Source organism: Acidovorax delafieldii (assembly GCF_007993815.1).
In the GTDB taxonomy this organism is placed as follows: Bacteria; Pseudomonadota; Gammaproteobacteria; order Burkholderiales; family Burkholderiaceae_C; genus Acidovorax; species Acidovorax delafieldii.
Genome location: NZ_VJWE01000011.1, coordinates 467198 through 488029, shown reverse-complemented (window position 1 = coordinate 488029; position 20832 = coordinate 467198). Strand labels below are relative to the sequence as shown.

General features: G+C 66.6%; 24 protein-coding genes. 8 read left to right on the top strand and 16 right to left on the bottom strand.

Features of this window, described 5'->3' with window-relative positions:
* Positions 1-21 precede the first annotated feature (21 nt).
* From ATF69_RS04960 to ATF69_RS04945, 4 genes are read right to left on the bottom strand one after another with little or no spacing between them, the layout of a single operon-like run.
* Positions 22-798, bottom strand: a complete 777-nt coding sequence (locus ATF69_RS04960) for a DeoR/GlpR family DNA-binding transcription regulator (RefSeq protein WP_146870071.1) — start codon at positions 796-798, stop codon at positions 22-24.
* Positions 799-808: 10 nt separating this feature from the next.
* Positions 809-2476: an ABC transporter permease subunit gene (locus tag ATF69_RS04955; RefSeq protein WP_146870070.1), complete on the bottom strand. Its 1668-nt coding sequence runs from the start codon at positions 2474-2476 to the stop codon at positions 809-811.
* Positions 2473-3480, bottom strand: coding sequence for an ABC transporter ATP-binding protein (locus ATF69_RS04950; protein WP_146870069.1), 1008 nt, complete (start codon positions 3478-3480; stop codon positions 2473-2475). The genes ATF69_RS04955 and ATF69_RS04950 overlap by 4 nt, the downstream gene beginning before the upstream one ends.
* A gap of 52 nt (positions 3481-3532) precedes the next feature.
* Positions 3533-4558 (bottom strand): ABC transporter substrate-binding protein, encoded by a 1026-nt coding sequence (locus tag ATF69_RS04945; RefSeq protein WP_146870068.1) that lies wholly within the window; start codon positions 4556-4558, stop codon positions 3533-3535.
* A gap of 217 nt (positions 4559-4775) precedes the next feature.
* On the opposite strand from ATF69_RS04945, the gene hisN reads away from it, so the two are divergent.
* Together hisN and ATF69_RS04935 are read left to right on the top strand one after the other, a co-directional pair.
* Positions 4776-5573, top strand: coding sequence for a histidinol-phosphatase (gene hisN / locus ATF69_RS04940; RefSeq protein ID WP_146870067.1), 798 nt, complete (start codon positions 4776-4778; stop codon positions 5571-5573).
* Between the two features lie 32 nt (positions 5574-5605).
* Complete coding sequence (locus ATF69_RS04935) at positions 5606-5800, top strand: DUF2905 domain-containing protein (protein ID WP_056745516.1); 195 nt, start codon at positions 5606-5608, stop codon at positions 5798-5800.
* Between the two features lie 35 nt (positions 5801-5835).
* On the opposite strand, the gene otsA is transcribed toward ATF69_RS04935, so the two are convergent.
* The 3 genes from otsA to otsB are packed head-to-tail and all read right to left on the bottom strand — an operon-like array spanning position 5836 to position 9800.
* A complete protein-coding gene (gene otsA / locus ATF69_RS04930) occupies positions 5836-7212 on the bottom strand; it encodes an alpha,alpha-trehalose-phosphate synthase (UDP-forming) (RefSeq protein WP_146870066.1) in 1377 nt (458 codons plus the stop codon).
* 48 nt (positions 7213-7260) lie between these two features.
* On the bottom strand, positions 7261-9066 hold the full coding sequence (locus ATF69_RS04925) for a glycoside hydrolase family 15 protein (RefSeq protein WP_146870065.1): 1806 nt from the start codon (positions 9064-9066) through the stop codon (positions 7261-7263).
* Complete coding sequence (gene otsB, locus ATF69_RS04920; RefSeq protein WP_146870064.1) at positions 9063-9800, bottom strand: trehalose-phosphatase; 738 nt, start codon at positions 9798-9800, stop codon at positions 9063-9065. The genes ATF69_RS04925 and otsB overlap by 4 nt, the downstream gene beginning before the upstream one ends.
* 144 nt (positions 9801-9944) lie before the next feature.
* On the opposite strand from otsB, the gene trxC reads away from it, so the two are divergent.
* A complete protein-coding gene (trxC, locus tag ATF69_RS04915) occupies positions 9945-10382 on the top strand; it encodes a thioredoxin TrxC (protein ID WP_099731342.1) in 438 nt (145 codons plus the stop codon).
* A 21-nt stretch (positions 10383-10403) separates the two neighbouring features.
* On the opposite strand, the gene ATF69_RS04910 is transcribed toward trxC, so the two are convergent.
* From ATF69_RS04910 to ATF69_RS04895, 4 genes are read right to left on the bottom strand one after another with little or no spacing between them, the layout of a single operon-like run.
* Positions 10404-10877 (bottom strand): DoxX family protein, encoded by a 474-nt coding sequence (locus ATF69_RS04910; protein ID WP_146870063.1) that lies wholly within the window; start codon positions 10875-10877, stop codon positions 10404-10406.
* 10 nt (positions 10878-10887) lie between these two features.
* Entirely contained in the window at positions 10888-11649 is a 762-nt protein-coding gene (locus ATF69_RS04905) for an HvfC/BufC N-terminal domain-containing protein (protein WP_146870062.1), read from the bottom strand.
* On the bottom strand, positions 11640-12488 hold the full coding sequence (gene bufB / locus ATF69_RS04900; RefSeq protein WP_146870061.1) for an MNIO family bufferin maturase: 849 nt from the start codon (positions 12486-12488) through the stop codon (positions 11640-11642). Before bufB ends, ATF69_RS04905 begins: the two co-directional genes overlap by 10 nt.
* Before the next feature lie 2 nt (positions 12489-12490).
* Positions 12491-12784: a BufA1 family periplasmic bufferin-type metallophore gene (locus tag ATF69_RS04895; RefSeq protein WP_056059544.1), complete on the bottom strand. Its 294-nt coding sequence runs from the start codon at positions 12782-12784 to the stop codon at positions 12491-12493.
* Positions 12785-12996: 212 nt separating this feature from the next.
* On the opposite strand from ATF69_RS04895, the gene ATF69_RS04890 reads away from it, so the two are divergent.
* Together ATF69_RS04890 and ATF69_RS04885 are read left to right on the top strand one after the other, a co-directional pair.
* Positions 12997-13542 (top strand): sigma-70 family RNA polymerase sigma factor, encoded by a 546-nt coding sequence (locus ATF69_RS04890; protein ID WP_056059542.1) that lies wholly within the window; start codon positions 12997-12999, stop codon positions 13540-13542.
* Positions 13539-14180, top strand: coding sequence for a DUF1109 domain-containing protein (locus ATF69_RS04885; protein ID WP_056745502.1), 642 nt, complete (start codon positions 13539-13541; stop codon positions 14178-14180). Before ATF69_RS04890 ends, ATF69_RS04885 begins: the two co-directional genes overlap by 4 nt.
* Positions 14181-14201: 21 nt before the next feature.
* Here the strand turns inward: ATF69_RS04885 and ATF69_RS04880 are convergent, their stop codons facing one another.
* Positions 14202-14660, bottom strand: a complete 459-nt coding sequence (locus ATF69_RS04880) for a GNAT family N-acetyltransferase (protein WP_146870060.1) — start codon at positions 14658-14660, stop codon at positions 14202-14204.
* A gap of 108 nt (positions 14661-14768) precedes the next feature.
* Complete coding sequence (locus ATF69_RS04875; protein ID WP_146870059.1) at positions 14769-16028, bottom strand: multifunctional CCA addition/repair protein; 1260 nt, start codon at positions 16026-16028, stop codon at positions 14769-14771.
* 39 nt (positions 16029-16067) lie between these two features.
* On the opposite strand from ATF69_RS04875, the gene ATF69_RS04870 reads away from it, so the two are divergent.
* Complete coding sequence (locus tag ATF69_RS04870; protein WP_146870058.1) at positions 16068-16523, top strand: hypothetical protein; 456 nt, start codon at positions 16068-16070, stop codon at positions 16521-16523.
* 8 nt (positions 16524-16531) lie between these two features.
* Positions 16532-16993 carry a hypothetical protein gene (locus tag ATF69_RS04865; protein ID WP_146870057.1) on the top strand — a complete coding sequence of 154 codons (462 nt, stop codon included), beginning with the start codon at positions 16532-16534 and terminating at the stop codon, positions 16991-16993.
* Positions 16994-17035: 42 nt separating this feature from the next.
* On the opposite strand, the gene ATF69_RS04860 is transcribed toward ATF69_RS04865, so the two are convergent.
* The 3 genes from ATF69_RS04860 to ATF69_RS04850 all read right to left on the bottom strand — a co-directional run bounded on the left by ATF69_RS04860 (position 17036) and on the right by ATF69_RS04850 (position 18788).
* Complete coding sequence (locus ATF69_RS04860; protein ID WP_108499396.1) at positions 17036-17344, bottom strand: NIPSNAP family protein; 309 nt, start codon at positions 17342-17344, stop codon at positions 17036-17038.
* Between the two features lie 8 nt (positions 17345-17352).
* A complete protein-coding gene (locus tag ATF69_RS04855; RefSeq protein WP_146870056.1) occupies positions 17353-18045 on the bottom strand; it encodes a glutathione S-transferase family protein in 693 nt (230 codons plus the stop codon).
* A gap of 170 nt (positions 18046-18215) precedes the next feature.
* On the bottom strand, positions 18216-18788 hold the full coding sequence (locus tag ATF69_RS04850) for a 5-formyltetrahydrofolate cyclo-ligase (RefSeq protein WP_060985741.1): 573 nt from the start codon (positions 18786-18788) through the stop codon (positions 18216-18218).
* Positions 18789-18802: 14 nt separating this feature from the next.
* Here ATF69_RS04850 and ATF69_RS04845 point away from each other — a divergent pair, with 14 nt between their 5' ends.
* Positions 18803-20788, top strand: coding sequence for a lytic transglycosylase domain-containing protein (locus ATF69_RS04845; protein WP_146870055.1), 1986 nt, complete (start codon positions 18803-18805; stop codon positions 20786-20788).
* The last annotated feature ends 44 nt before the right edge of the window (positions 20789-20832 follow it).

Genomic DNA, 20832 nt, shown 5'->3' with positions numbered 1-20832 from the left:
GCTCTGCCCCCTGTGAATGCCTCAGGCCACTACGATGTGACAGCCCGCTGCCTGCAGTGCCGAGAAGGCGGGCAGGGCGCGGGCGCCTGCGTCGGTGACCAGCGAGCCCACGTCGGCCAGGCTGGCATAGGTCACGCGGCTGGCTTGCCCCACCTTGCTGTGGTCGGCCAGCAGGATCAGCTCTTTGGCCTGCGCGGCCATGGCGCGGGCCACGGCGGCCTCGTGGTGTTCAAAGCTGGTGGCGCCGCTGTGCACGCTGATGCCCACGGGCGAGAGCAGGGCCACATCGGCGCGGTAGCGGTGGATTTCGGCCACGGTGGTGTCGCCGTGCGTGGCCTGCACGGCAGGGTCGGTGCGGCCACCGAGCAGGATCACGTCGTTGCGCGTGTTGCGCCCTGCGTCGGCCGCAGCGAGCTTGAGCGCCACGTTCAGCCCGTTGGTGATGATGGTCAGGCCCGACAGGCTGGACAGTGCTTCGGCCAGCAGGGTGGTGGTGCTGCCCGCATCAATGAACAGCGTTTGCCCCGGCTGCAGCAGCTGTAGGGCGGCGCGGGCGATGGCGCGCTTTTCACGCGCGCGCACGGCCTGGCGCACGGCCAGTGGGGGTTCTGGCTCTGGCCCCTGGGCCACCACGCCCCCGTGCACGCGCCGCAAAATGCCCTGCGACTCCAGCGCGAGGATGTCGCGACGCACGGTTTCGCGGGACACGTCCAGGTCTTGCGCAATGCGCTCCGTGCTCACGCGCGAGAGCGTGGACAGCAGGGTGCGGATGCGGAGGAAACGTTCTTCTTGCAGCATGGTGGCGATGTTAGGCGGCCTTGGAACCTGGTTTTCGGCGCTGCGCTCCAAAGTGCAGCAGCAGCGCCAGCGACCCCACCACCGCCATGATGCAGGTAGAGAACGCTGCCGCCTGCGAGGTCAGCCCTGCTTCGTCCAGCCGCATCACCGTCACCGCCCCCATGGGCAGCGAGGGCGTGATGAGGAAGATCACCGCCGACAGCGTGACCATGGAGCGCATGAACAAGAACACCAGCACCGCCAGCAGCGTAGGCAGCAGCGCGGGCAGGTACACATCGCGCAGCACGCGGGCGGTGCTACCGCCCAGCACGGTGGTGGCGTCTTCCAGCGTGGTGGGCACGTTGCGCATGCCGGTCATCATGGTCATGAAGCCCTGCGTGTGGTAGTGGTAGTAGTTGCACAGCGCCAGCAAGATGGCCGTGCCATACAGCATGCCCCAGGGCCAGGTGGCGGTGTTGAAGGTGAACACATAGGCCAGCCCCAGCACCAGCCCGGGCACGCCCACCGGCAAGGCCGACAGCGCCGTGGCCACCTGCGCCAGCCGCCCCGGCAGGCGGCGGATGCCAAAACACAGCACAAACAGCATCACCGTGCCCACGCTGGCGGCCAGCGCCGACACCCACACCGAGGTCCACAGCGGCGCATAGCCCCCCGCAATGGTGATGTCGTAGTGCTTGAGTGTGAGGTCCAGCCGGTAGGGCCACAGCCGAATGAAGCTGGCCACCACCACCGTGAGCACCAGGGCCACGATGCTGCCCGCAATGCCCATGCAGGCGATGAAGAATGCGGTATCGCGCCCCGGGCGGTGCGTGGGCGTGGGCGGCAGGGCTGATTCGGCCCCCGCCCCGGCGCGCTGTGCGGCCATGCGTTCGATGAACACCGACAACGCGGCGGGCGCCAGCAGCAGCATGCCCACCACCGCGCCCATGCCAAACTTCATCTGCCCGCTGACCTGGTTGTAGATCTCGGTGGCCAGCACGGCAAAGTTGCCGCCAATGACCACGGCATTGCCAAAGTCGGTGATGGTGATGGTGAACACTACAAACCCTGCGCTCAGCAGGCCGTAGCGGGCCTGCGGCAGCGTGATGTCGCAAAACTGCCGCCAGGGCGTGGCGCCGAGCACCTCGGCGGCGTCGTACTGCCGGGCATCGCCCTGGCGCAGCGCGGTGCGCATGATGAGCACGGCCTGCGGCAGCGCATAGAGCACGTCCGCAATCAACAGGCCCCAAAAACCATAGATTTCGGGTCGTACGCCCAGCATCTTGCCTACGATGCCGTTGCGCCCCAGCAGGAAGATCAAGCCCAGCCCCAGCACCAGCGAGGGTGCCAGCATGGGCAGCGCCAGCGCCCCGGTCACAAAACGGCGACCCGGCATGCCGGTGCGCTCCAGTCCAAACGCCACCACGAAGGCCAGCACCAGCGTGACGGCCGTGGTCACCGCGCCCAGCAGCAGGCTGTTGGCCAGGGCCCGCCACACGCCGGGGGTGTCGAGCAGCGCGGCGTAGTTGCCCCAGCCGATGCCGCCCGTGTCCTGCACCAGGCTGCGCCAGGCAATGGCCAGCATGGGCACGCCAAAGAACAGCACCAGCGCGGCCAGCGGCAGCAGCAGGCAGGCACGCAGCAGCCAGCGCTCGCTGGCATGCATGGGCGGCAGGTGGAGGGCTGCGGTGGTGTTCATGCGTGCACCCAGGCGCAGTCCTTCGCGCTCACCGAGATGTCCACGTTCTGGCCAGCCTCCCAGGTGCTGGCGCTGCTGGATTCGGCCAGCAGGTCCATGTCGTTCCAGCGCAGCTGCACCCGCTGGATGCTGCCCAGGAAGGTGGTGCCGGTGACGCGGCCCGCGCCCTGCGCGCTGGCTTGCAGCTGCAGGCGTTCGGGGCGGATGCACAGCAGGGCCGATTCGGGCGCCATGCCTTCGGGGGCCCCGCCCAGCGCGGGCTGCAGCAGCCGTGCCTGGGCGGGCGGCAGCAGGTTGCTGTGCCCCATGAAGTTGGCCACAAAGCGGGTGCGCGGCGCCAGGTACAGCTCGCGCGGCGAGCCCGCCTGTGCAATGCGCCCGCCCTGCATGCAGACGATGCGGTCGGCCATGGCCAGGGCCTCTTCCTGGTCGTGCGTGACCATGATGGTGGGAATGCCCAGGCGGCGCTGCACCTCGCGCAGCTCATGGCGCAGGTCAGCGCGCACGCGTGCATCCAGCGCCGACAGGGGCTCGTCGAGCAGCAGCAGCGAAGGGTTCACCGCCAGTGCCCGCGCGATGGCCACGCGCTGTTGCTGGCCGCCCGACAGCTGCGCCGGGTAGCGCCCGCCATAGTCGGCCAGCTTCACCATGTCCAGCAGCTCGGCCGTGCGCGCCTGCACCACGTCGGGCGGTGTGCGGTGGATGGCCAGGCCGTAGCCCACGTTCTGCGCCACCGTCATGTGCGGGAACAGCGAGTACGACTGGAACACGATGCCAAAGCCCCGGTCGCGCGCCGGCAGCGTGGCCAGGTCACGGCCGCCCAGCGTGATGCGGCCGCCATCGGAAGGCAGCAGCCCCGCGATGATGCGCAGCAGCGCGGTCTTGCCGCATCCGCTGGGGCCGAGCAGGCATACAAACTCCGAGGCGCCCACGGCGAGGTGGATGCGTTCGAGCGCGACCTGGCCGTCAAAGCTCTTGTGCAGGTCGGTGATCTGCAGGGACATGGTGTGTGGTCCTCGGGGAGTGCGGTTCAGTGCAGCGATTCGGTACAGCGGTTCAGCGGCCGATGGTCTTTTGCCAGGCGCCCAGGATCGCGTCGCGTTCCTTGGCGGACTTGGCAAAGTCCATGGGGTAGAGCACCTTGGAGAGGTCGGCGGGCAGGCCTGCCGCCGCAGCGGCCTTGGATTGCGGCACGCCGGGCACGGTCACGATTTCCTTGTACTTGGTGTAGAGCTGCGCTGCGCCGGGAGACAGCGTCCAGTCCAGAAAACGCTTGGCGTCGGCCTTGTTCTTGGAGCTGGCCATCAGGCCCGAGGCTTCCAGCTCATAGCCCGCGCCGTCGGTGGGGATCACCATCTTGACCGGGTAGCCCTCGTCCACCGACTGCATGGCCGCAAACGCCAGCGAGGTGCCAATCGCAAACTCACCCGCCCGCGCCGCCTTGCAGGGGCGCGAGCCCGACTTGATGTATTGCGCCACGTTGCCGTCCATGGCCTTGATGAGCTTCCAGCCCTCGTCATTGCCGCGCGACTGGATCAGCGCGGCAATCTGCAGGTAGCCTGTGCCCGAGGACACCGGGTTGGGCATGACGACCTCGCCCTTGTAGACGGGGTTGGTGAGGTCCTTCCACGACGTGGGCATGGGCAGCTTCTTTGCCTTGAGCACCTCGGTGTTCACACAGAACGCGGCCATGTAGCCGGTGGTGGTGAACCATTTGCCATCGGCGGCCTTGTCCTTGGCAGCCAGCTTGTCGCTACCCTTGGGGCTATAGGGCTCCAGCAGGGCGGTGATGCGCGGGTCCAGCGTGTTGGTCAGCGCCCAGCCCCAGATCACGTCGTGCTGCGGGTTGGCAGCTTCGGCCAGGATGCGCGCGCCCAGGTCGCCGGTGGACAGGCGCAGCACTTTGACATCCACATCGGGCAAGTCCTTTTTGGCGGCGGCCAGGTATTCCTTGATCTCGTCTTCTTCGAGCGCGGTGTAGGCCGTGACGGTGCCCGCCCGGGCGGCGGTCAGCCCGCAGGCCAAGGCGCCCAACACGGGCAGCAGGCGCAGGGCGGCAAAGAGGGAGGAGCGAGTGCGCATGAATTTCTCCAGAACGGTGTGTTGCCAAAAAACAGTGCGGGGTCGCCGCAGGCCAGGGAATTTGTTCACCAAATGTGTGCGTTTTATTGCACTTGTGCAAATTATTGTTTTTGCACGAAAATACACAAGCACTAAATATGCCAACCCGTTCATGCCGAGCGGTAGGCCCTTCCCCATTGCCCAACCACTGCCCGCACCTCTTTCCTTGCACATTCCCATGAACACTTTGCCAACCCCCGTTTCCCCCTTCCTGGACCTGGCGCACGCCCTGGCCGATGCGGCCCGCGTCCACTCGCTGCGGTACTTCCGCACCCCGCTGGATGTGCTGACCAAAGCGGACGAGAGCCCGGTCACCATTGCCGACCGCGAGGCCGAGGCTGCGATGCGCGCGGTTCTGAGGGCGCAGGCACCCACGCACGGCATCCTGGGCGAGGAGCATGGCCGCGAGCGGCTGGACGCCGAGTACGTGTGGGTGATCGATCCCATCGACGGCACCAAGAGCTTCATCACCGGATCGCCGCTGTGGGGCACGCTCGTTGCACTGCTGCACCAGGGGCGGCCCGTGCTGGGGCTCATGGATTTGCCGGTGCTGGGTGAGCGCTGGACGGGGCTGGCAGGCCAGCTGACGCAGTGCAATGGCCAGCCCGTGCGGGCCAGCCGGTGCGAGCAACTGGCGCAGGCCCGCATCTACACCACCTCTCCGGACGCCTTTGGTGCGGCCGACTGGCAGCGTTTTGACGCGCTGAGCCGCCAGTGCGCGCTGCGCCGGTTTGGCGGCGACTGCTATGCCTATGCCCAGCTGGCGGGGGGGCACGTGGACCTGGTGGTGGAGGCAGGGCTGCAGCCGTACGATTACCTCTCGCTGGTCTGCCTGGTCGAGGGCGCGGGCGGGCGCATTACCGACTGGCAGGGCCGCGCGCTCACGGCGGCATCAGATGGGCGGGTGGTAGCCGCTGCCACGCCACATTTGCATGCCCAGGCGCTGGCCCAACTGGCCGAAACCGCCATCGCCTAGTCGAATGCGGTGGCGCCTACACTGGGCGCACCATGTTCCGCTGGCTCCTCGTCATTCTCCTGGCCCTGATGTTCATCAGCTGGCTGTCGCCGCTGCTGCGCCGCATGGGCTTTGGGCGGTTGCCCGGGGACTTCCGGTTTCGGTGGCTGGGGCGGGACTGGGATGTGCCGCTGGCATCCACGCTGCTGCTGAGCTTTGTGGTCAGTCTGATCACCAAGCTGTTGTAGTGCAGCGGCCGCCGCTGCGGCCCTGCTATCTCAAATTAGCCCGCCGTCTGCAGCGCATCCAGAAACGCCTTGCGCCACCAGTGCACGTCGTGTTCCTTGATGCGCGCCATGAGCCTCTGGTGGCGCGTCTGCCGTTCGGCCAGTGGCATCTGCAGCGCCTGCTGGATGCTGTCGGCCATGCCCTGGGGGTCGTAGGGGTTCACCAGCAGCGCCTCTTTCAGCTGCTCTGCCGCACCGGCAAAGCGTGACAGCACCAGCACGCCGGGGTTTTCCGGGTCTTGCGCCACCACGTATTCCTTGGCCACCAGGTTCATGCCGTCGCGCAGCGGTGTGACCAGCCCTACGGCGGCGGCGCGGCACAGGCCGGGCACACGTTTGCGCGCCACCATGCGGTGGATATAGCGCACGGGCATCCAGTCCAGCTCGCCATAGTCGCCGTTGACCGAGCCGCACAGGCCCTCCAACTCTTGGCGCAAGTCTGCATAGGCATGCACGTCGTCACGGCTGGGCGAGGCAATCATGATCATGGTCGCGCTGCCCCGGTTTTCCGGGTAGCGGTCCAGTAGCTCGCGGAAGGCCCGTACGCGGTGCGGGATGCCCTTGGAGTAGTCGAGCCGGTCAATGCCCAGCAGCAGGCGTCTGCGCGAATACTCGTCGCGCATGTTCTCGTAGGTCTCCACCGCGTCGGGGGCGTGCGTGAGGCGCGTGAACTCGTCCACATCGATACCGATGGGAAACGACTGCACCACCACCGTCGCGCCGAAGGCGCGCACGCGCCTTTCGTCCACCGCTTCGGCGCTGCCTTCGTTGCGCACATAGCGCGTGAAATGCGCCACATCGGCCTCGCTCTGCAGGCCCACCAGGTCGTAGGCAAACAGTGAACGCATCAGCCACTCGTGCTGCGGGATGGCCGCCATGATGAGCGGCGGCGGCATGGGGATGTGCAGAAAGAACCCGATGCGCTGCTTGCAGCCCATGGCGCGCAGCTCGGCGGCCAGCGGGATCAGGTGGTAGTCGTGCACCCAGATCACATCGTCGTCGCGCAGCAGCGGCAGCAGCTTGCGCGCAAACATCTGGTTCACGCGCCGGTAGCCTGCGATGTAGCTGGCGTTGAAGTCGGCCAGGTCCAGCCGGTAATGAAACACCGGCCACAGCACGCTGTTGCTGTAGCCGTGGTAGTAGCTGTCGTGGTCTTCGCGGCACAGGTCCACGGTGGCCAGGGTGACGGCGCCTGCCTGGCGGGTGTGCATTTCGCCCTCGCCGGGTGTGCCACCTTCGACCACGGTGCCGCTCCAGCCAAACCAGAGTCCCCCGGTCCGGTTCAGTGCTTCGCCCAGGGCCACAGCTAGGCCCCCGGCGGCGGGCTTGCGAGGATCAGCAAGGCGGTTGGAAACAACAACAAGTCTGCTCATCCGTCGATCTTCCTTGTAACAGGGGGTGGTGATCTGTCGGACAGCGCCTCAAATCACGCTGTCCCAGGGCGCGGACAGGCGCACAGCGGCGTTGATCACGCCCACCATCGAATAGGTCTGCGGGAAGTTGCCCCACATCTCGCGGGTGTCGGGATGCGTGTCTTCCGACAGCAGGCCCAGCGGGTTGCGGGCGGCCAGCATGGTCTCGAAGATGGCCCGCGCCTCGGCCTTGCGGCCAATGCGCGCCAGCGCGTCGATGCGCCAGAAGGTGCAGATGTTGAAGGCCGTTTCGGGCTTGCCAAAGTCGTCGGCCGCCTCGTAGCGGCGCATGTAGGGGCCATCGCAAAGGCTCTTTTCCATGGCCTCCACGGTGCTCACAAAACGCGGGTCTTTCGGGTCGATGAGTCCCACCTCGGCCATCAGCAGCACGCTGGCGTCCAGCTCATGCCCGCCAAAACTCTCGGCAAACGCCTGGCGTTCTTCGCACCATGACTTGTCGAGGATCTCTGTGCGCATGCGGTCGGCATGCTGTTGCCAGTGGCTGGCACGGTCGGCCAGCTGCAGGGTGGCGGCGATCTTGGCCAGCCGGTCGCAGGCGGCCCAGCTCATCAGGGCCGACGAGGTGTGCACCCGGGCGCGCGTGCGCAGCTCCCACATGCCCGCGTCGGGCTGGCCGTACACGCGTACGGCGTTGTCGCCCACCTGTTCCAGCCGCTTGAATTCGGCCAGGCCCGCGCGGTGCAGCAGGCGGTGGTCGTGAAAGGCCTGGGCCGCGCCCAGCACGATGTTGCCGTACACGTCGTGCTGAAAATGCTCCGCCGCCTGGTTGCCCACGCGCACCGGGCCCATGCCCCGGTAGCCCGACAGCTGGGGTACGAAACTTTCGGGCAGGTCTTTCTCCAGCCCAATGCCATACAGCGGCTGGATATGGCCGTCGCCGCCTTCGACCACCACGTTGCTCAGCCAGCGCAGGTAGTCCTCCATGGTGCCCACCTCGGAGATGCTGTTGAGTGCGCGCACCACAAAAAACGCGTCACGCAGCCAGCAGTAGCGGTAGTCCCAGTTGCGGCCGCTGTGGGCGGATTCGGGGATGCTGGTGGTCATGGCGGCCACGATGGCGCCGGTTTCTTCGTACAGCGACAGCTTGAGCGTGATGGCTGCGCGGATCACTGCGTCCTGCCACTCCAGCGGAATGGCCAGCGCGCGGCTCCAGCTGCGCCAGTAGGCCGTGGTCTCCTGCTCGAAGTGGCGGGCGGTGTCGGCAATGCCGTCCACTAGCGTCTCGTCGGCTCCCAGCAAAAAGTTGTGTTCGCGCGTGAGCACAAACGCCTGGCCCGAGAGCACATGCGACACCGGCGCATCGGTGGACAGGCGCAGCGTCATGCTCTCGCCCACGTAGCGGATGTGGTTGCTGCCGCGCGTGATCTCGGGGGTGGTCTGGCCCCAGTCATAGCGCACCTTGAGCGCCACCCGGATGCGCGGCGACCCCTGGATGGGCCGCACCCGGCGCACCAGCGTCATGGGCCGGAAGTAGCGCGAGCGGCTGTAAAAGCGCGGCGCAAAGTCGGTGATCTCGATGCCGTGGCCCGCCTTGTCGAACAACTGCGTGCGCAGGATGGCGGTGTTCGGTTCGTACCACTGGTGGGCCGATGCCAGGTCTTCCAGCTCGATCGCAAAGTGGCTGCCCTCATCCCCGGGCTGCAGCAGGGCGTTGAACACCGGGTCGCCATCAAAGCGCGGCAGGCAGCACCACACCATACGGGCGTGGTCGTCTATGAGCGCGCTGATGGCGCAGTTGCCGATCATCCCGAGGTTGAGCGAGCCCGTCTGGGGGTGTGTGGCGGCTGTGTTCATCGTTCGCGCTCCAGCGTTGTGCGTGCAGACGACAACCAGCCCCGCAGTGCGGCCGATGTCATGCAGCGGTGTTGTGCCATGGTGGGCCCTTCGCCCACCTTGATGCCCCAGCCGCCGAGCGTCTGCACAGCGGCAAAGCCGGCCTCGTCGGTGACGTCATCGCCCACAAAGACCGGCGTGCGGCCCACAAAGGGTGGCTGTGTCATGAAGTCGACGATGGCCTGGCCTTTGTGAACGCCACGGGGTTTCACTTCAAAGACGCATTTGCCACGCAGCAGTTCCACACCTTCCACCTCGCGCATGGCCCGCACCAGCGTGTCGTGGCACAGGGATTCGAGGTGGGGGGCCAGGCGGTAGTGCAGGGCCACGCTCACACGCTTGGTCTCCACCAGCAGGCCGGGGTGCCGTGCTGCAAGGTCTTGGGCGGCCTGTAACACGGGCTCGAGGGCGGGTGGCTCAGTGGCGGGAACGGAAGTCTCGCCCAGACGGTATTGGGCCCCATGTTCGCTCGCCAGTGGCAGGCGCAGTGGCGCCAGAAATCCGTCGATGTCGGCCTCGGGCCTGCCAGTCACGATGGCCAGCGCGCCGCCCAGCTGGGTATGCAGCGATGACAGCGTGGGAATCAGCCCCGACGCGATGCGCACCGCCTCGGGGCGCGGTGCCAGCTCGGTGAGCGTGCCATCGAAGTCGAGAAAAAGCGCATGGGCAGTTGTCAGTGTGGGGAGCAGCTGCATGCACGAAACCATAGCAGACGCTGCAATGCAGATATGGCGACCAGGGGGATTCTGGGCTGGTAAACGCGCGCAAGGTTTGCGACCTCTTGAAACGGAGAGCCAGTGCCGCAATGTGTTCAGAGACCCCGATGCCCCCGCCACGCCATGACCGAAGCCCTGCACATCGTCTGCCCCCATTGCCACACCACCAACCGCGTGCAGAGCGCCGACTTGGGCAGCGCGCCCGACTGTGGCCAATGCCATCAGCCCCTGTTTGCTGGGGCGCCGCTGGAGCTGGATGCCACCAGCTTTGACAAGCATGTGGTGCGCAGCCACATCCCGGTGCTGGTGGATTTTTGGGCCCCGTGGTGCGGTCCCTGCCGCCAGATGGCGCCTGCTTTTGCGCAGGCTGCCCGTGAGCTGGAACCCCGCGTGCGCCTGGCCAAGCTCAACACCGAAGACCAGCAGGCCATTGCGGCGCGCTACGCCATCCGCAGCATTCCGACCATGATCCTGTTCCAGCAAGGGCGTGAGGTGGCGCGCATTTCGGGCGCGCTGGGGGCGGCAGACATCGTGCGGTGGGTGCGTACGGCCGGTGGTTGAAGAGACTATCGCTTCAACGGATCAACGGACTCCGAACGCGCGGTCCAGCGACACGTTGCCTGCACCGCGCCCCACCAGGTACAGCATCAGCCCCGCCCATGACAGGTGGGTGGGCCAGGCGTCCGGGTAGACAAACAGCTGAATTGTCAGCGTCATGCCCAGCAGCGCCAGGGCCGACAGACGTGTGAACAGGCCCAGCACCAGCAGCACCGGAAACAGGTGCTCTGCCGCGGTGGCCATCTGCGCTGCCAGCTCGGGCGGCAGCACGGGCAGCTTGTACTCGTCGCGGAACAGCGCATACGCGCTGTCGGAGATGGTGAACCAGCCCTCGACCTTGGTGCGTGCCGACATCCAGAAGATGCCCGCAATGGCCACCCGGTTGACCAGTGCCAGCAAGCTGTGCGGGGTGAGCCAGGTGGCGGTGTCGGCCAGGCGCGCCAAGAGCAAGCGTGGGCCTTTGGCAGGGGCCGAAGGGAAGTGTGTGCTGGTGGTCATGAAGGGCTCCTCAGCCTGTGCGTGATTCGGTGAGTATCAATGCGCCTGCGTCCAGCAATGTGCTGATTAGGGCGGCGAAGTCGGCGGTGGGTTCGGCATTCAGGGCCGATGTGGCGGCGGCTTCCAGCGTGCGGCCATCAGCGCAGGCGTCCAAAAAAGCCGTGCCTGCCCGCGACAAGGGGTGCCACACCACTTCGGCATGGGGCCGGGTCAGCAAGGCGCCATCGCCCGTCCACTCCAGCGCCTCATTGGGATGCAGACCTTCACGGTGGCTCTGCCACAGGGCATAAGCCGGATGCTCGTCACACCAAGCCCAGCGTGCGGCGGGGTGAGGCCGCAGATGCACCAGGGGCAAAGTGTCAGGGGCCTGCTGTGCCAGCCAGTGGCGGTCCACGGCGGTGGCGTCTGCCGCCAGATGGCATGCGGTCCAGCAGCGGTCCAGGTGCGCCACGGCGCTCAGGTAGGGCAGCTCGGTGGCCGGTGCAAAACCGGCCAGAAAGTTGTCAAACCCCGCGCCATAGTCCACCAGCAGGCCGTCACGCGGCGGCTGCGCGCGGGCAAACACAGCCGCAGCGGCGCGGAACCAGTCTTCGCCCACCAGCCGGCACACCGTGGGGTAATTGGCCTGCAGCGCATCGATACAGCCCTTGAGCACGGTGTTGCGGTACACGGCAAAACCGGGCTGAGCTTCCAATGCGGACAGCCACGGTGCATCTGTAGCATCGCCGAGCAGCGCGGCAGAGAAGCCATCCTGAAAGGTGCTCAGCTGCATGCAACCTCCCGGGGCTGTGCATGGGCGAGCGCGCGGTGGGCCTGCTCCCGCTCGGCCAGCAGTTCATTGAAGGTAGGCAACTGGTCGTCGCGTTCGATCAGGGTGGGCACGGGGCCGGTGCGCGCCATCACCTGCTCGTACAGCGCCCACACCGCTGGCGCGATGGGCGCATCGTGGCTATCGATCAGCAGAGCATTGCCATGCACCGGGTCGGCATGGTGGCCTGCCAGGTGGATCTCTGCCACAGCGTGCAGGGGGAAAGCTTCGAGGTAGGCTTGCGCGCTAAATCCCAGGTTGTTGGCGCTGATGTACACGTTGTTCACGTCCAGCAGCAGGGTGCAACCAGTGCGCCGCACCAGCTCGGCCAGAAAATCGGTTTCCGCCCAGTCGTGGCCGTCGATGTGCAGGTAATGCGTGGGGTTCTCGATGGCGATGGGGCGCTGCAGCACGTCCTGCGTGCGGGCGATGTTGCCGGCGATGCGGTTCAGTGCCGCGTGCGTGCGCGGAAACGGCAACAGGTCGGGCAGGTATTGCCCGCGCCAGGTGGACCAGGCCAGGTGCTCCGAAATGATGGCGGGCTCCACGCGCCTTGCGAGGGTGGTCAGCCGTGCCAGGTGGGTGGCATCGGGCGGTGCATCGGCCGCAAGCGACAGTGACACTCCATGCAGTGCCACCGGATGGCGCGAGCGGATGGCTTCGAGCCAGGCCAGGCGCGGGCCGCCGTCGGCCAGGTAGTTCTCGGGGTGCACCTCCCACCACAGGCCGGGGGCAGTGCACCGCAGCGCCTCGTCGTAGTGCTGGGGCTTGAGACCCAGGCCGGCGGTGAGAGGGGATGCCATGGTCAGCTCTTCATGGGCGTCAGCATGCCCATGCCCTTGGGCGTCTTGATGGTGGTGCAGGTGCCTGCGGGCACAAACTTCCAGGCGTTGCCCTGGTAGTCCATCTTGGACGTGCCCGCGCAGGTGGTGCCGGGACCTGCAGCGCAGTCGTTCTTGCCAGCCATCGAGACGCCGTAGCACTTCTCCATGGCAGGCTTGGCGCCGTCCATGGGGGCGGCGTTGGTTTGGGCCATGGCGGCGCCAGAGGTCAGGGCAACAAGTGCGAGGGCGCCGAGGCTGAGGGTGCGAGTGGTCATGGTACGGTTCTCCGAGGGTTGGATAAAGGTTGAATCCGACCGGGTGGCGGCACAGAGGTCGCATTGAGTAGCCCGATCTGCGTTGTAATTCGGGCTGTGCAGCAGGCGGGTTACAGCACTGCTCAAAAAATCGTGGCGGCGTTGCGCAAATATTTTTTGTGTTGCCTGTAACCCATTGGCCCCGGCATACGAATTCCTTGCAGGGAGACACCATGGAGATAGTGGAAGAGCGCTTGCGCGGCTTGCTGATGCAGGGGCTGGATGCCGATGCAGCCGCTTACCAGCGTTTTTTGAAGGAGCTGAGCGCCCACCTGCGCGCCTTCCTTCGCCGCCGCCTTGCGCAGCGGCCCGATGAGGTGGAAGACCTGGTGCAGGAGACGCTGCTGGCCGTGCACAACCAGCGCCACACCTACCGGCCCGAGATGCCGGTGACGGCCTGGGCGCACGCGATTGCGCGCTACAAGCTCATCGACTGGCTGCGCTCGCATGCCGTGAAGGAGGGCCGCAACGACCCGCTGGACGATGCCGACGAGTTGTTTGCCACCAGCGACAGCGAGGCCGCCGAAGCTCGGCGGGACCTGGGGCAGCTTTTGCGCACGCTGCCAGACAAGCAGCGGCTGCCCATTGAGTATGTGAAGCTGGAAGGGTTGTCGGTGGTCGAGACGGCGCGCCTCACGGGGTTGTCGGAGTCGGCCGTCAAAGTCGGCGTGCACCGGGGGCTCAAGGCCCTGGCCGCCAAGATCAGGGGAATGGCATGAAAACCGATGAATTGATCCACCTGCTGGCCACCGATGACCGGCCGGTGCAGCCCGCCGCTATTGAGCGACGGTTTGCTGTCGCCAGCGCCGTGGGCATTGCCGGTGCCGGGGTGCTGATGCTGGCCCTGTTCGGTCTGCGCCCTGACCTGCTGGCGACCATGGCGTTGCCCATGTTCTGGGGCAAGCTGGTGTTTGCGGCCGCCCTGGCAGCCGCTGGCCTGGCGCTGCTGCGCCGCATGGCCCGCCCGGGCATGCCGCTGGGCCTCGCAGCCCTGTGGCTGGCGGTGCCGCCGCTGGTGCTGTGGGCCATGGCCCTGGGGGCTCTGTGGCAGGTGCCTGCGGCGGAGCGTGTGCCGCTGATTCTGGGCAGCACCTGGCGGACTTGTCCCTTCAATATCGCCTTGCTGTCGGTCCCGGCGTTCGTTGGAGGCTTCTGGGCGCTCAAGGGCGCTGCGCCCACGCGGCTGGCGTGGGCAGGAGCGGGCGCTGGCTTGCTGGCGGGCGCGCTGGGGGCGCTGGTGTATGCCCTGCATTGCCCCGAGATGGCCACCCCGTTTTTGGCGGTGTGGTATCTGGCGGGCATGGCCATACCGACTGCTTTGGGGGCTGTGCTGGGGCCGCGTCTGCTGCGCTGGTAGCGCTGGTGGGGGAATGGAGCGTCAGGCGCTGACACGCTTGTTGTACGCGCGGAACACTGTGTCCAGCGTCCAGCCCAGCGATTCGTAGAGCTTTTGCGCCGTGGTGTTGGTGTGTGCCGTGGTCAGGTCCATGCGCACCTTGCCATGGGCGCGGGCCGTCGCTTCTGCCGCCAGCAGCAAGCTGCGCCCGGCCCCTGTCTTGCGCGCTGCGGGCGCCACGAACAGGTCGTAGAGCGTGTAGATGGGCGCTGCCTCCACCGAGCAGAACGTGGGGTAGAGCTGGCAAAAGCCCACCGCTGCCTGTGCCCCATCCATCGCAAGCAAGATCACGGACTCCTCGCGCTCCAACCGCTCTGCAATGAAGGCCCGCGCTCCGGACAGGTCTGGTGCCTGTTCGTAGAACTGCCGGTAGGCATCCAACAGCGGCGCGATGGTGTCGGCGTCTGCCGGGGTGGCGGGGCGGATGTGCACAGAGGTCATGGATGCGTCGTGATCGCAAAAAAGCCAAAAGACGCACCCTTTTCAGGGTGCGAGCGGACGCGGATTGTAGGGAGGGTTGGACCGATCTTGGCGACGTAGCGCACGCGGTCAGGTGGTGGTACCGTGCGCCTGGGTGTGCAGCCACTGCGCCACGGCTTCGACCCGTGCCTGGTGGATCAGCGCACCCACCTGCGGGCCGCTTTGTCCCTTGGCGGCGGCCTGTGCCGCAATCTCGCGTGTGACGACCGATTGGACGGCGGCCAGCACGGCCAGCAGGCGAGGGCGCTGCGGATACGCGGACTCTTCAAACCCCAGCCGCCCGCGCGCATCGCACTCGCAGGCCAACAGCACCTCGGCAAACCGCTCGGGCTTGCGGATGGCGTCGCAGCGCTCCAGCAGGCGCACCAGGGCAGCGGCAGACAGGTCGGCGCTGCGGTGGATGTGCCCGTGTTCGCGCGCTACCACTTCGGCAGTCTCGCGGCAGTCCACGGGCACGCGCAGGCGCTCGGCCACGTTTTTCAGCAGCTCGGCACTGCGCTCCTCATGCCCGATGTGGCGCGGTAGCACATCGGCGGCCGTGGTGCCCTTGCCCAGGTCGTGCGCCAGGCAGGCAAAGCGCACGGTGAGTGGCGCCTGCAGCCGCGCGGCCATGTCCAGCACCATCATCAGGTGCACGCCGGTGTCCACCTCGGGGTGGTACTCGGCCCGCTGGGGCACGCCCCACAGGCGCGCCACCTCGGGCAGCAGTACGGCCAGCGCGCCACACTCGCGCAGCACCTCGAACATGCGCGAGGGTTGCGCTTCCATCAGCCCGCGCGCCAGCTCTTGCCACACGCGCTCTGCCACCAGGTGGTCCACCTCGCCATGCGCGACCATCTCGCGCATCAGCTGCATCGTTTCGGGCGCCACCGTGAAGTCGGTGAAGCGCGCAGCAAACCGCGCCACGCGCAGGATGCGTACCGGGTCTTCGCGGAAGGCATCGGTCACATGGCGCAGCACGCGCGCACGGAGGTCTTTTTCGCCGCGGTAGGGGTCAAAAAGGCGGGTGGCGCCTGATTCATCTGTGCTGGATGCTATTGAATTGATAGTGAGGTCGCGGCGCGAGAGGTCTTCCTCCAGCGTCACATCGGGCGAGCTCTGCACCACAAAGCCCCGGTAGCCGCGCCCGCTCTTGCGCTCGGTGCGGGCCAGCGCGTATTCCTCGCGAGTTTCGGGGTGCAAAAAGACGGGGAAGTCGCGCCCCACGGGCAGGTAGCCTTGCGCCAGCATCTGCTCAGGCGTCGCGCCCACCACCACCCAGTCGTGGTCATTCACCGGTCGACCCAGCAGCTTGTCGCGGACGGCGCCGCCCACCATATAGATTTGCATCGGCGTAGTTTAGGACGAGGGTCGTATAGTCCCGCCACCATGTCCCTATCGTCCGACCTCACCATTGCCAAGCTCAACCCCGACGGCAGCGTGCCCGTGCCCCAGGCGCCAGACGCCGCTGCCAATGCGGCCGCCGAGGCACTGCAGCGCGAGGCGCAGTTCGAGGCCCTGAAGGCCCAGGTGGAGGCCCTGCAGGAGATCCTGGCCAAGCCGCTCAACGACATCCTGGCTGAACACGACAAGTTCAAGGAGGTGGCGGCCGCATGGGATTCGTTCGGCGCGATGTGGATGCTGTCGCAGCGCGCCATGCGCCGCGTGGCGATGGACCTTGCATCCACCCAGGGCGTGAGCGAGGAAGAGGTGGTGGCCCGCGCCATGGCCTACGCGAACCAGGTGCTCAACACCGAGGACGAAGACCTGGGCGGCACCATCGCCCCCGCCCAGTTGGCCCACATCGCGCGGCACAAGGCGTTCTTACGCAAGCAGTTTAGGTAGAGCGGGCGATGAAAAAACGTGTGACGGTGTCTACTTTTGCCTTGGCGGCTTTGCTGACGGGAATGGCTCTATGGCCGTACGCTACCCCGCTTGAAACACTGACGGTGGAGAGTGCCACTGTCGAAGTAAAGCACCCGGGGCCGGTGGCGCGCGAGGCCGTCTTTCGGACAGCGTCGGGCGCGCAGGTGTCCTGCTCGCGTGGACACAAATCGGGGGGATGCCCTATAGAACACTTGGTTCGAATGGAGGCGCGTCAAGCGCAGCTCACCGTGTGGCACGATGGCGCGCGCGTTCTCCAAATCGCTGACAAGGAAAGAGTCATTCACCCCTACGATGACATTTACAGCGGCCGGGCATTTGTGTTGGTGATGGCGGCCATTGTTGCGCTGGTGGGGTTGGGCCAGATAGCGATACACATTGGCTGGGCTAACGAGTACGACAAAGAGGGGAAGCTGATCCAGCGCGAATAGCCGGGGCGCGCGCTGGGCTCCCGATCGATTGGCCCTGAACTCTCACTTGAACACGGGGCGGAAAAAACTCCGCTCATAACTCACGATGCACCCCGTCTCTTCGGCATAGCGGAAAGCCGCTTGGCAGTCCGCATCCTGCATCGACGCCTCGCGGTAGCGCTCGTAGGCTGCGAGGCTCTCGAACGTGAACAGCGCCAGCGCAATGTTGTTGGCGCCCTCGCTGGGCATAAAGTAGCCGTGGTGCTGGCCGCCGAACTTCTCGACCAGCGGAATCCACAGTTTTCCGTAGTGCTCAAACTCTTTCAGCTTGCTGGTGTTGAGCACATAGCGCAGGTAGATGGTGACGGCCATGGTAGTGCTCAGCTTTCGGTATGGCGCAGGCGGTAGGGCTCTTCGAAGTCCAGGAAGTCCTTCTCGGCCAGTGCCTCGTCGATCCAGGCCTGCACGCCGGGCAGGGTGCGCACGCGATCCACATAGGCCTGGATGGTCGCAGGCACGGGCAGGGCGTAGGTATGCAGGCGCATGCAGACGGGGGAAAAGTAGGCGTCGGCCACGGTGAATTCACCAAACAGCAGGGGGCCGCCATGCTCTTGCAGCAGCGCACCCCACATCTCCACCAGGCGCTGCACGTCGGCGCGCACGCCGGCCTGGTCGCGCCAGATCAGGGCGCCGGTGTCGGCAAGGTTCGCTTCGATGTTCATGGGGCAGTGGCTGCGCAGGGCGGTGAAACCGCTGTGCATCTCGGCGCAGACGCTGCGGGCGCGTGCGCGGGCCTTGGTGTCTGTGGGCCAGAGCTTTTTGTCGGGATAGGTTTCGGCCACGTATTCGGCAATCGCCAGCGTGTCCCACACCACCAGGTCGCCGTCGACCAGCACGGGCACCTTGGCAGTCGGGCTCACGGCGCCGATGGTGCGCTTGAACTCCGATTGCGCGTCAAAGCTGTCAAAGCGCACGCGCACTTCTTCAAAGACGATGCCCGCCTGCTTGAGCAGCACCCAGGGGCGCATGGACCAGGACGAGTAGTTCTTGTTGCCGATATAGAGCTTGAGCATGGTGGGCACCTGAAGTGAAGAGGTCAGCCCGCCATGCTAGCCGCTGCAGCGCGTACGAGCGATGCGAAAAACCGGTCCGAATGATGCGCGGCAGGCATCACAGGCCTTCGTGCCGACCGGCAAGTGCCCGGGGGCGACCTGCTGCGCGGTCGCCCACAGGCTCCGAAGGGTCAGACCGGCCAGACCACGCCGTTGTCGTTCAGGATGGCATCGAGTGGCAGGTCGAACTCTTCGGGCTCGAACTCGTCCAGGTAGCCGTTGGTAAAGCCCAGGCCCACCGTGAAGGGCTTGGGCTGCAGCGTTGCCAGCGTGCGGTCGTAAAAGCCGCCGCCGTAGCCCAGCCGGTAGCCTCCGGCGGCGTAGCCCACACAGGGCACAAACAGCAGCGTGGGTACGATGACCTCGGTGTCCTTGGGCTTGGGGATGCCGTAGGCGTCTTCTTCCATGGGGCAGCCGGGGTACCACGCGTGGAAGGTGAGGGTCTTGTGCTGCTTGTTGACCACCGGCAGGCCGATGCGGCGGCGCAGGGGTTCGTCCAGCAGCTCGCCGTCTTCCTTCCAGCGGTGCAGGGCGGGCAGGGGGTCGAACTCGCCCTTGATGGGCCAGTAGGCGCCGATCACCGTGTCCGGCCGGTTCACCAGCCAGATGCGCATCACCTGCTGTAACAGGTCGGCCCGCTGTAGGCGGTCGGGCAGGTTGAGGCGTTCTTCTATCAATGTGCGCCGAAGGGCTGCTTTGTCCATCAGATAATTCCCCCATGCAATTTCTCAGAGCGATTCTGACACCCCTTGTGGCCGCCACCCTGCTGGCCGCCACCGCGCCCCTTGTCATGGCGCAAAACCGTGGTGACGATACCCTGCTGGAGATGCAGCAGGCGTTCCGCAAGGGCGACCGCAACAAGCTCGCGCAGCTGCTGCCTGCGGCACGCGGCCATGCGCTGGAGCCTTGGGCCGCCTACTGGGAGTTGCGCGTGCGTCTGGGCGAGGCCTCGCCACAGGAGATTCAGTCGTTCATGCAGCGCTACGCCGGCACCTACCAGGAAGACCGCCTGCGCAACGACTGGCTGCTGCTGCTGGGCCAGCGGCGCGACTGGGGCCAGTTTGCCGAGCAGCACCCCAGCTACCGTATGTCGGACGACCGCGAGGTGCGCTGCTACGCGCTGCTGATCGACCAGATCAAGGGCACGGCACTGGCCACCGTGGCCGAGGACGTGCGCAGCAACTGGTATGCGATCCGCGACGCCGACGATGGCTGCACCCACGCCGCGCGCGAGCTGTATGGTTACAAGAAGCTCTCGGCCCTGGACGTGTGGCGCAAGGCCCGCCTGGGCGTGGAGGCCAACCGCCCCCGCGTGGTGCGCTCGGCGGTCGAGATCGTTTCGCCCGAATCGCTACCGCAGCTCAAGGATGTGCTCGATGCGCCCAGCAAATACCTGCTCTCGCGCGCCACGGCGGCCGGCAAGGCCCGGCAAGAGTTGGTGCTGCTCGCCCTGTTGAAGCTGGCCACCAGCGACCCGGACGGCGCGGCCTATCAGCTGGAGAACAAATGGGGCGTGCACCTCTCGGCCGAAGAGCGCAACTGGGCCTGGGGCGTGATCGGCAAGACCGCTGCGCAGAAGCTGGCCAGCAACGCCCACGGCTACTTCGCCAATGTGACCAAGGACAGCGACCTCAACGACGACCTGCTGGGCTGGAAGGTGCGTGCCGCCTTGCGCGCCGGCCAGTGGAAGGCCGTGGGCAAGGCGGTGGATGCCATGGGCCCTGAAGGCCGCCAGGACAGCACCTGGGTGTACTGGAAGGCGCGCTCGCTGCTGGCGGGCCGCGTGAGCGATGCCGAACGCGCCGAAGCCCGGCAACTGCTCGAAGGCATTGCCGGAACGCGCGGCTTCTATGAGCAGCTGGCGCTCGAAGAGCTGGGCCAGCGCATCACCACACCCCCCGCTCCCGCGCCCCTCACCGCCGAAGAAAAGGCTGCCGCCCGCGCCAACCCGGGGCTCAACCGCGCCCTGTACGCCATCCTGCTGGGCCTGCGCAGCGAAGGCGTGCGCGAGTGGAACTACACCACCAACCTGCACCAGAGCGGCGGCATGCCCGACCGCGAACTGCTGGCCGCCGCCGACTTCGCCTGCCAGCGCGAGGTGTGGGACCGCTGCATCAACACCAGCGAACGCACCAAGGGCGTGGTGGACGTCACGCAGCGCTTTCCCATGCCGTTTCGCAGCACCGTGGTGGAGCGTGCCCAAGGCATCGGCATCGACCCGGCCTATGTGTACGGCCTGATCCGCCAGGAAAGCCGTTTTGTGATGGATGCCCGCTCGCATGTCGGTGCCTCGGGCCTCATGCAGGTGATGCCCGCCACGGCCCGCTGGACGGCCAAGAAGATTGGCCTCACCAACTTCACGCCCGACCAGATCACCGACCGCGACACCAACATCACCATCGGCACGGCCTACCTCAAGCTGGCACTGGACGACTTTGCGGGCTCCATGCCCATGGCTGCGGCCGCCTACAACGCGGGCCCCGGCCGCCCGCGCAGCTGGCGCAACGGCCCGGTGCTGGACGCCGCCATCTGGGCCGAGAACGTGCCCTTTGCCGAGACGCGCGACTACGTGAAGAAGGTGCTCTCCAACACCACCAATTACGCAGCCATCCTCACCGGCCTGCCCCAGTCGCTCAAGAGCCGCCTGGGCACCATTGGCCCCCGCGACGCGAACCTGCCCGAGGTGAACAAGGACTTGCCCTGAGGCCCTGTTGCTCGCCAGGCGGGGGCGAGAGGTATCTGGATTGC

Bases quoted from the DNA above. Each gene is read 5' to 3' on its own strand.
- ATF69_RS04925 (WP_146870065.1), bottom strand. From the start codon at position 9,066: ATGAACACAGCCGCCACACACCCCCAGACGGGCTCGCTCAACCTCGGG.
- ATF69_RS04860 (WP_108499396.1), bottom strand. From the start codon at position 17,344: ATGGCCGTCACCATCTACCTGCGCTATGTGCTCAACACCAGCAAGCTG.
- ATF69_RS04950 (WP_146870069.1), bottom strand. From the start codon at position 3,480: ATGTCCCTGCAGATCACCGACCTGCACAAGAGCTTTGACGGCCAGGTC.
- ATF69_RS04875 (WP_146870059.1), bottom strand. From the start codon at position 16,028: ATGCAAATCTATATGGTGGGCGGCGCCGTCCGCGACAAGCTGCTGGGT.
- ATF69_RS04865 (WP_146870057.1), top strand. From the start codon at position 16,532: ATGAAAAAACGTGTGACGGTGTCTACTTTTGCCTTGGCGGCTTTGCTG.
- ATF69_RS04890 (WP_056059542.1), top strand. From the start codon at position 12,997: ATGGAGATAGTGGAAGAGCGCTTGCGCGGCTTGCTGATGCAGGGGCTG.
- ATF69_RS04895 (WP_056059544.1), bottom strand. From the start codon at position 12,784: ATGACCACTCGCACCCTCAGCCTCGGCGCCCTCGCACTTGTTGCCCTG.
- ATF69_RS04905 (WP_146870062.1), bottom strand. From the start codon at position 11,649: ATGCAGCTGAGCACCTTTCAGGATGGCTTCTCTGCCGCGCTGCTCGGC.
- ATF69_RS04880 (WP_146870060.1), bottom strand. From the start codon at position 14,660: ATGACCTCTGTGCACATCCGCCCCGCCACCCCGGCAGACGCCGACACC.
- ATF69_RS04855 (WP_146870056.1), bottom strand. From the start codon at position 18,045: ATGCTCAAGCTCTATATCGGCAACAAGAACTACTCGTCCTGGTCCATG.
- bufB (WP_146870061.1), bottom strand. From the start codon at position 12,488: ATGGCATCCCCTCTCACCGCCGGCCTGGGTCTCAAGCCCCAGCACTAC.
- otsA (WP_146870066.1), bottom strand. From the start codon at position 7,212: ATGAGCAGACTTGTTGTTGTTTCCAACCGCCTTGCTGATCCTCGCAAG.
- ATF69_RS04850 (WP_060985741.1), bottom strand. From the start codon at position 18,788: ATGGACAAAGCAGCCCTTCGGCGCACATTGATAGAAGAACGCCTCAAC.
- ATF69_RS04885 (WP_056745502.1), top strand. From the start codon at position 13,539: ATGAAAACCGATGAATTGATCCACCTGCTGGCCACCGATGACCGGCCG.
- ATF69_RS04910 (WP_146870063.1), bottom strand. From the start codon at position 10,877: ATGACCACCAGCACACACTTCCCTTCGGCCCCTGCCAAAGGCCCACGC.
- otsB (WP_146870064.1), bottom strand. From the start codon at position 9,800: ATGCAGCTGCTCCCCACACTGACAACTGCCCATGCGCTTTTTCTCGAC.
- ATF69_RS04845 (WP_146870055.1), top strand. From the start codon at position 18,803: ATGCAATTTCTCAGAGCGATTCTGACACCCCTTGTGGCCGCCACCCTG.
- ATF69_RS04955 (WP_146870070.1), bottom strand. From the start codon at position 2,476: ATGAACACCACCGCAGCCCTCCACCTGCCGCCCATGCATGCCAGCGAG.
- hisN (WP_146870067.1), top strand. From the start codon at position 4,776: ATGAACACTTTGCCAACCCCCGTTTCCCCCTTCCTGGACCTGGCGCAC.
- ATF69_RS04945 (WP_146870068.1), bottom strand. From the start codon at position 4,558: ATGCGCACTCGCTCCTCCCTCTTTGCCGCCCTGCGCCTGCTGCCCGTG.
- trxC (WP_099731342.1), top strand. From the start codon at position 9,945: ATGACCGAAGCCCTGCACATCGTCTGCCCCCATTGCCACACCACCAAC.
- ATF69_RS04935 (WP_056745516.1), top strand. From the start codon at position 5,606: ATGTTCCGCTGGCTCCTCGTCATTCTCCTGGCCCTGATGTTCATCAGC.
- ATF69_RS04960 (WP_146870071.1), bottom strand. From the start codon at position 798: ATGCTGCAAGAAGAACGTTTCCTCCGCATCCGCACCCTGCTGTCCACG.
- ATF69_RS04870 (WP_146870058.1), top strand. From the start codon at position 16,068: ATGTCCCTATCGTCCGACCTCACCATTGCCAAGCTCAACCCCGACGGC.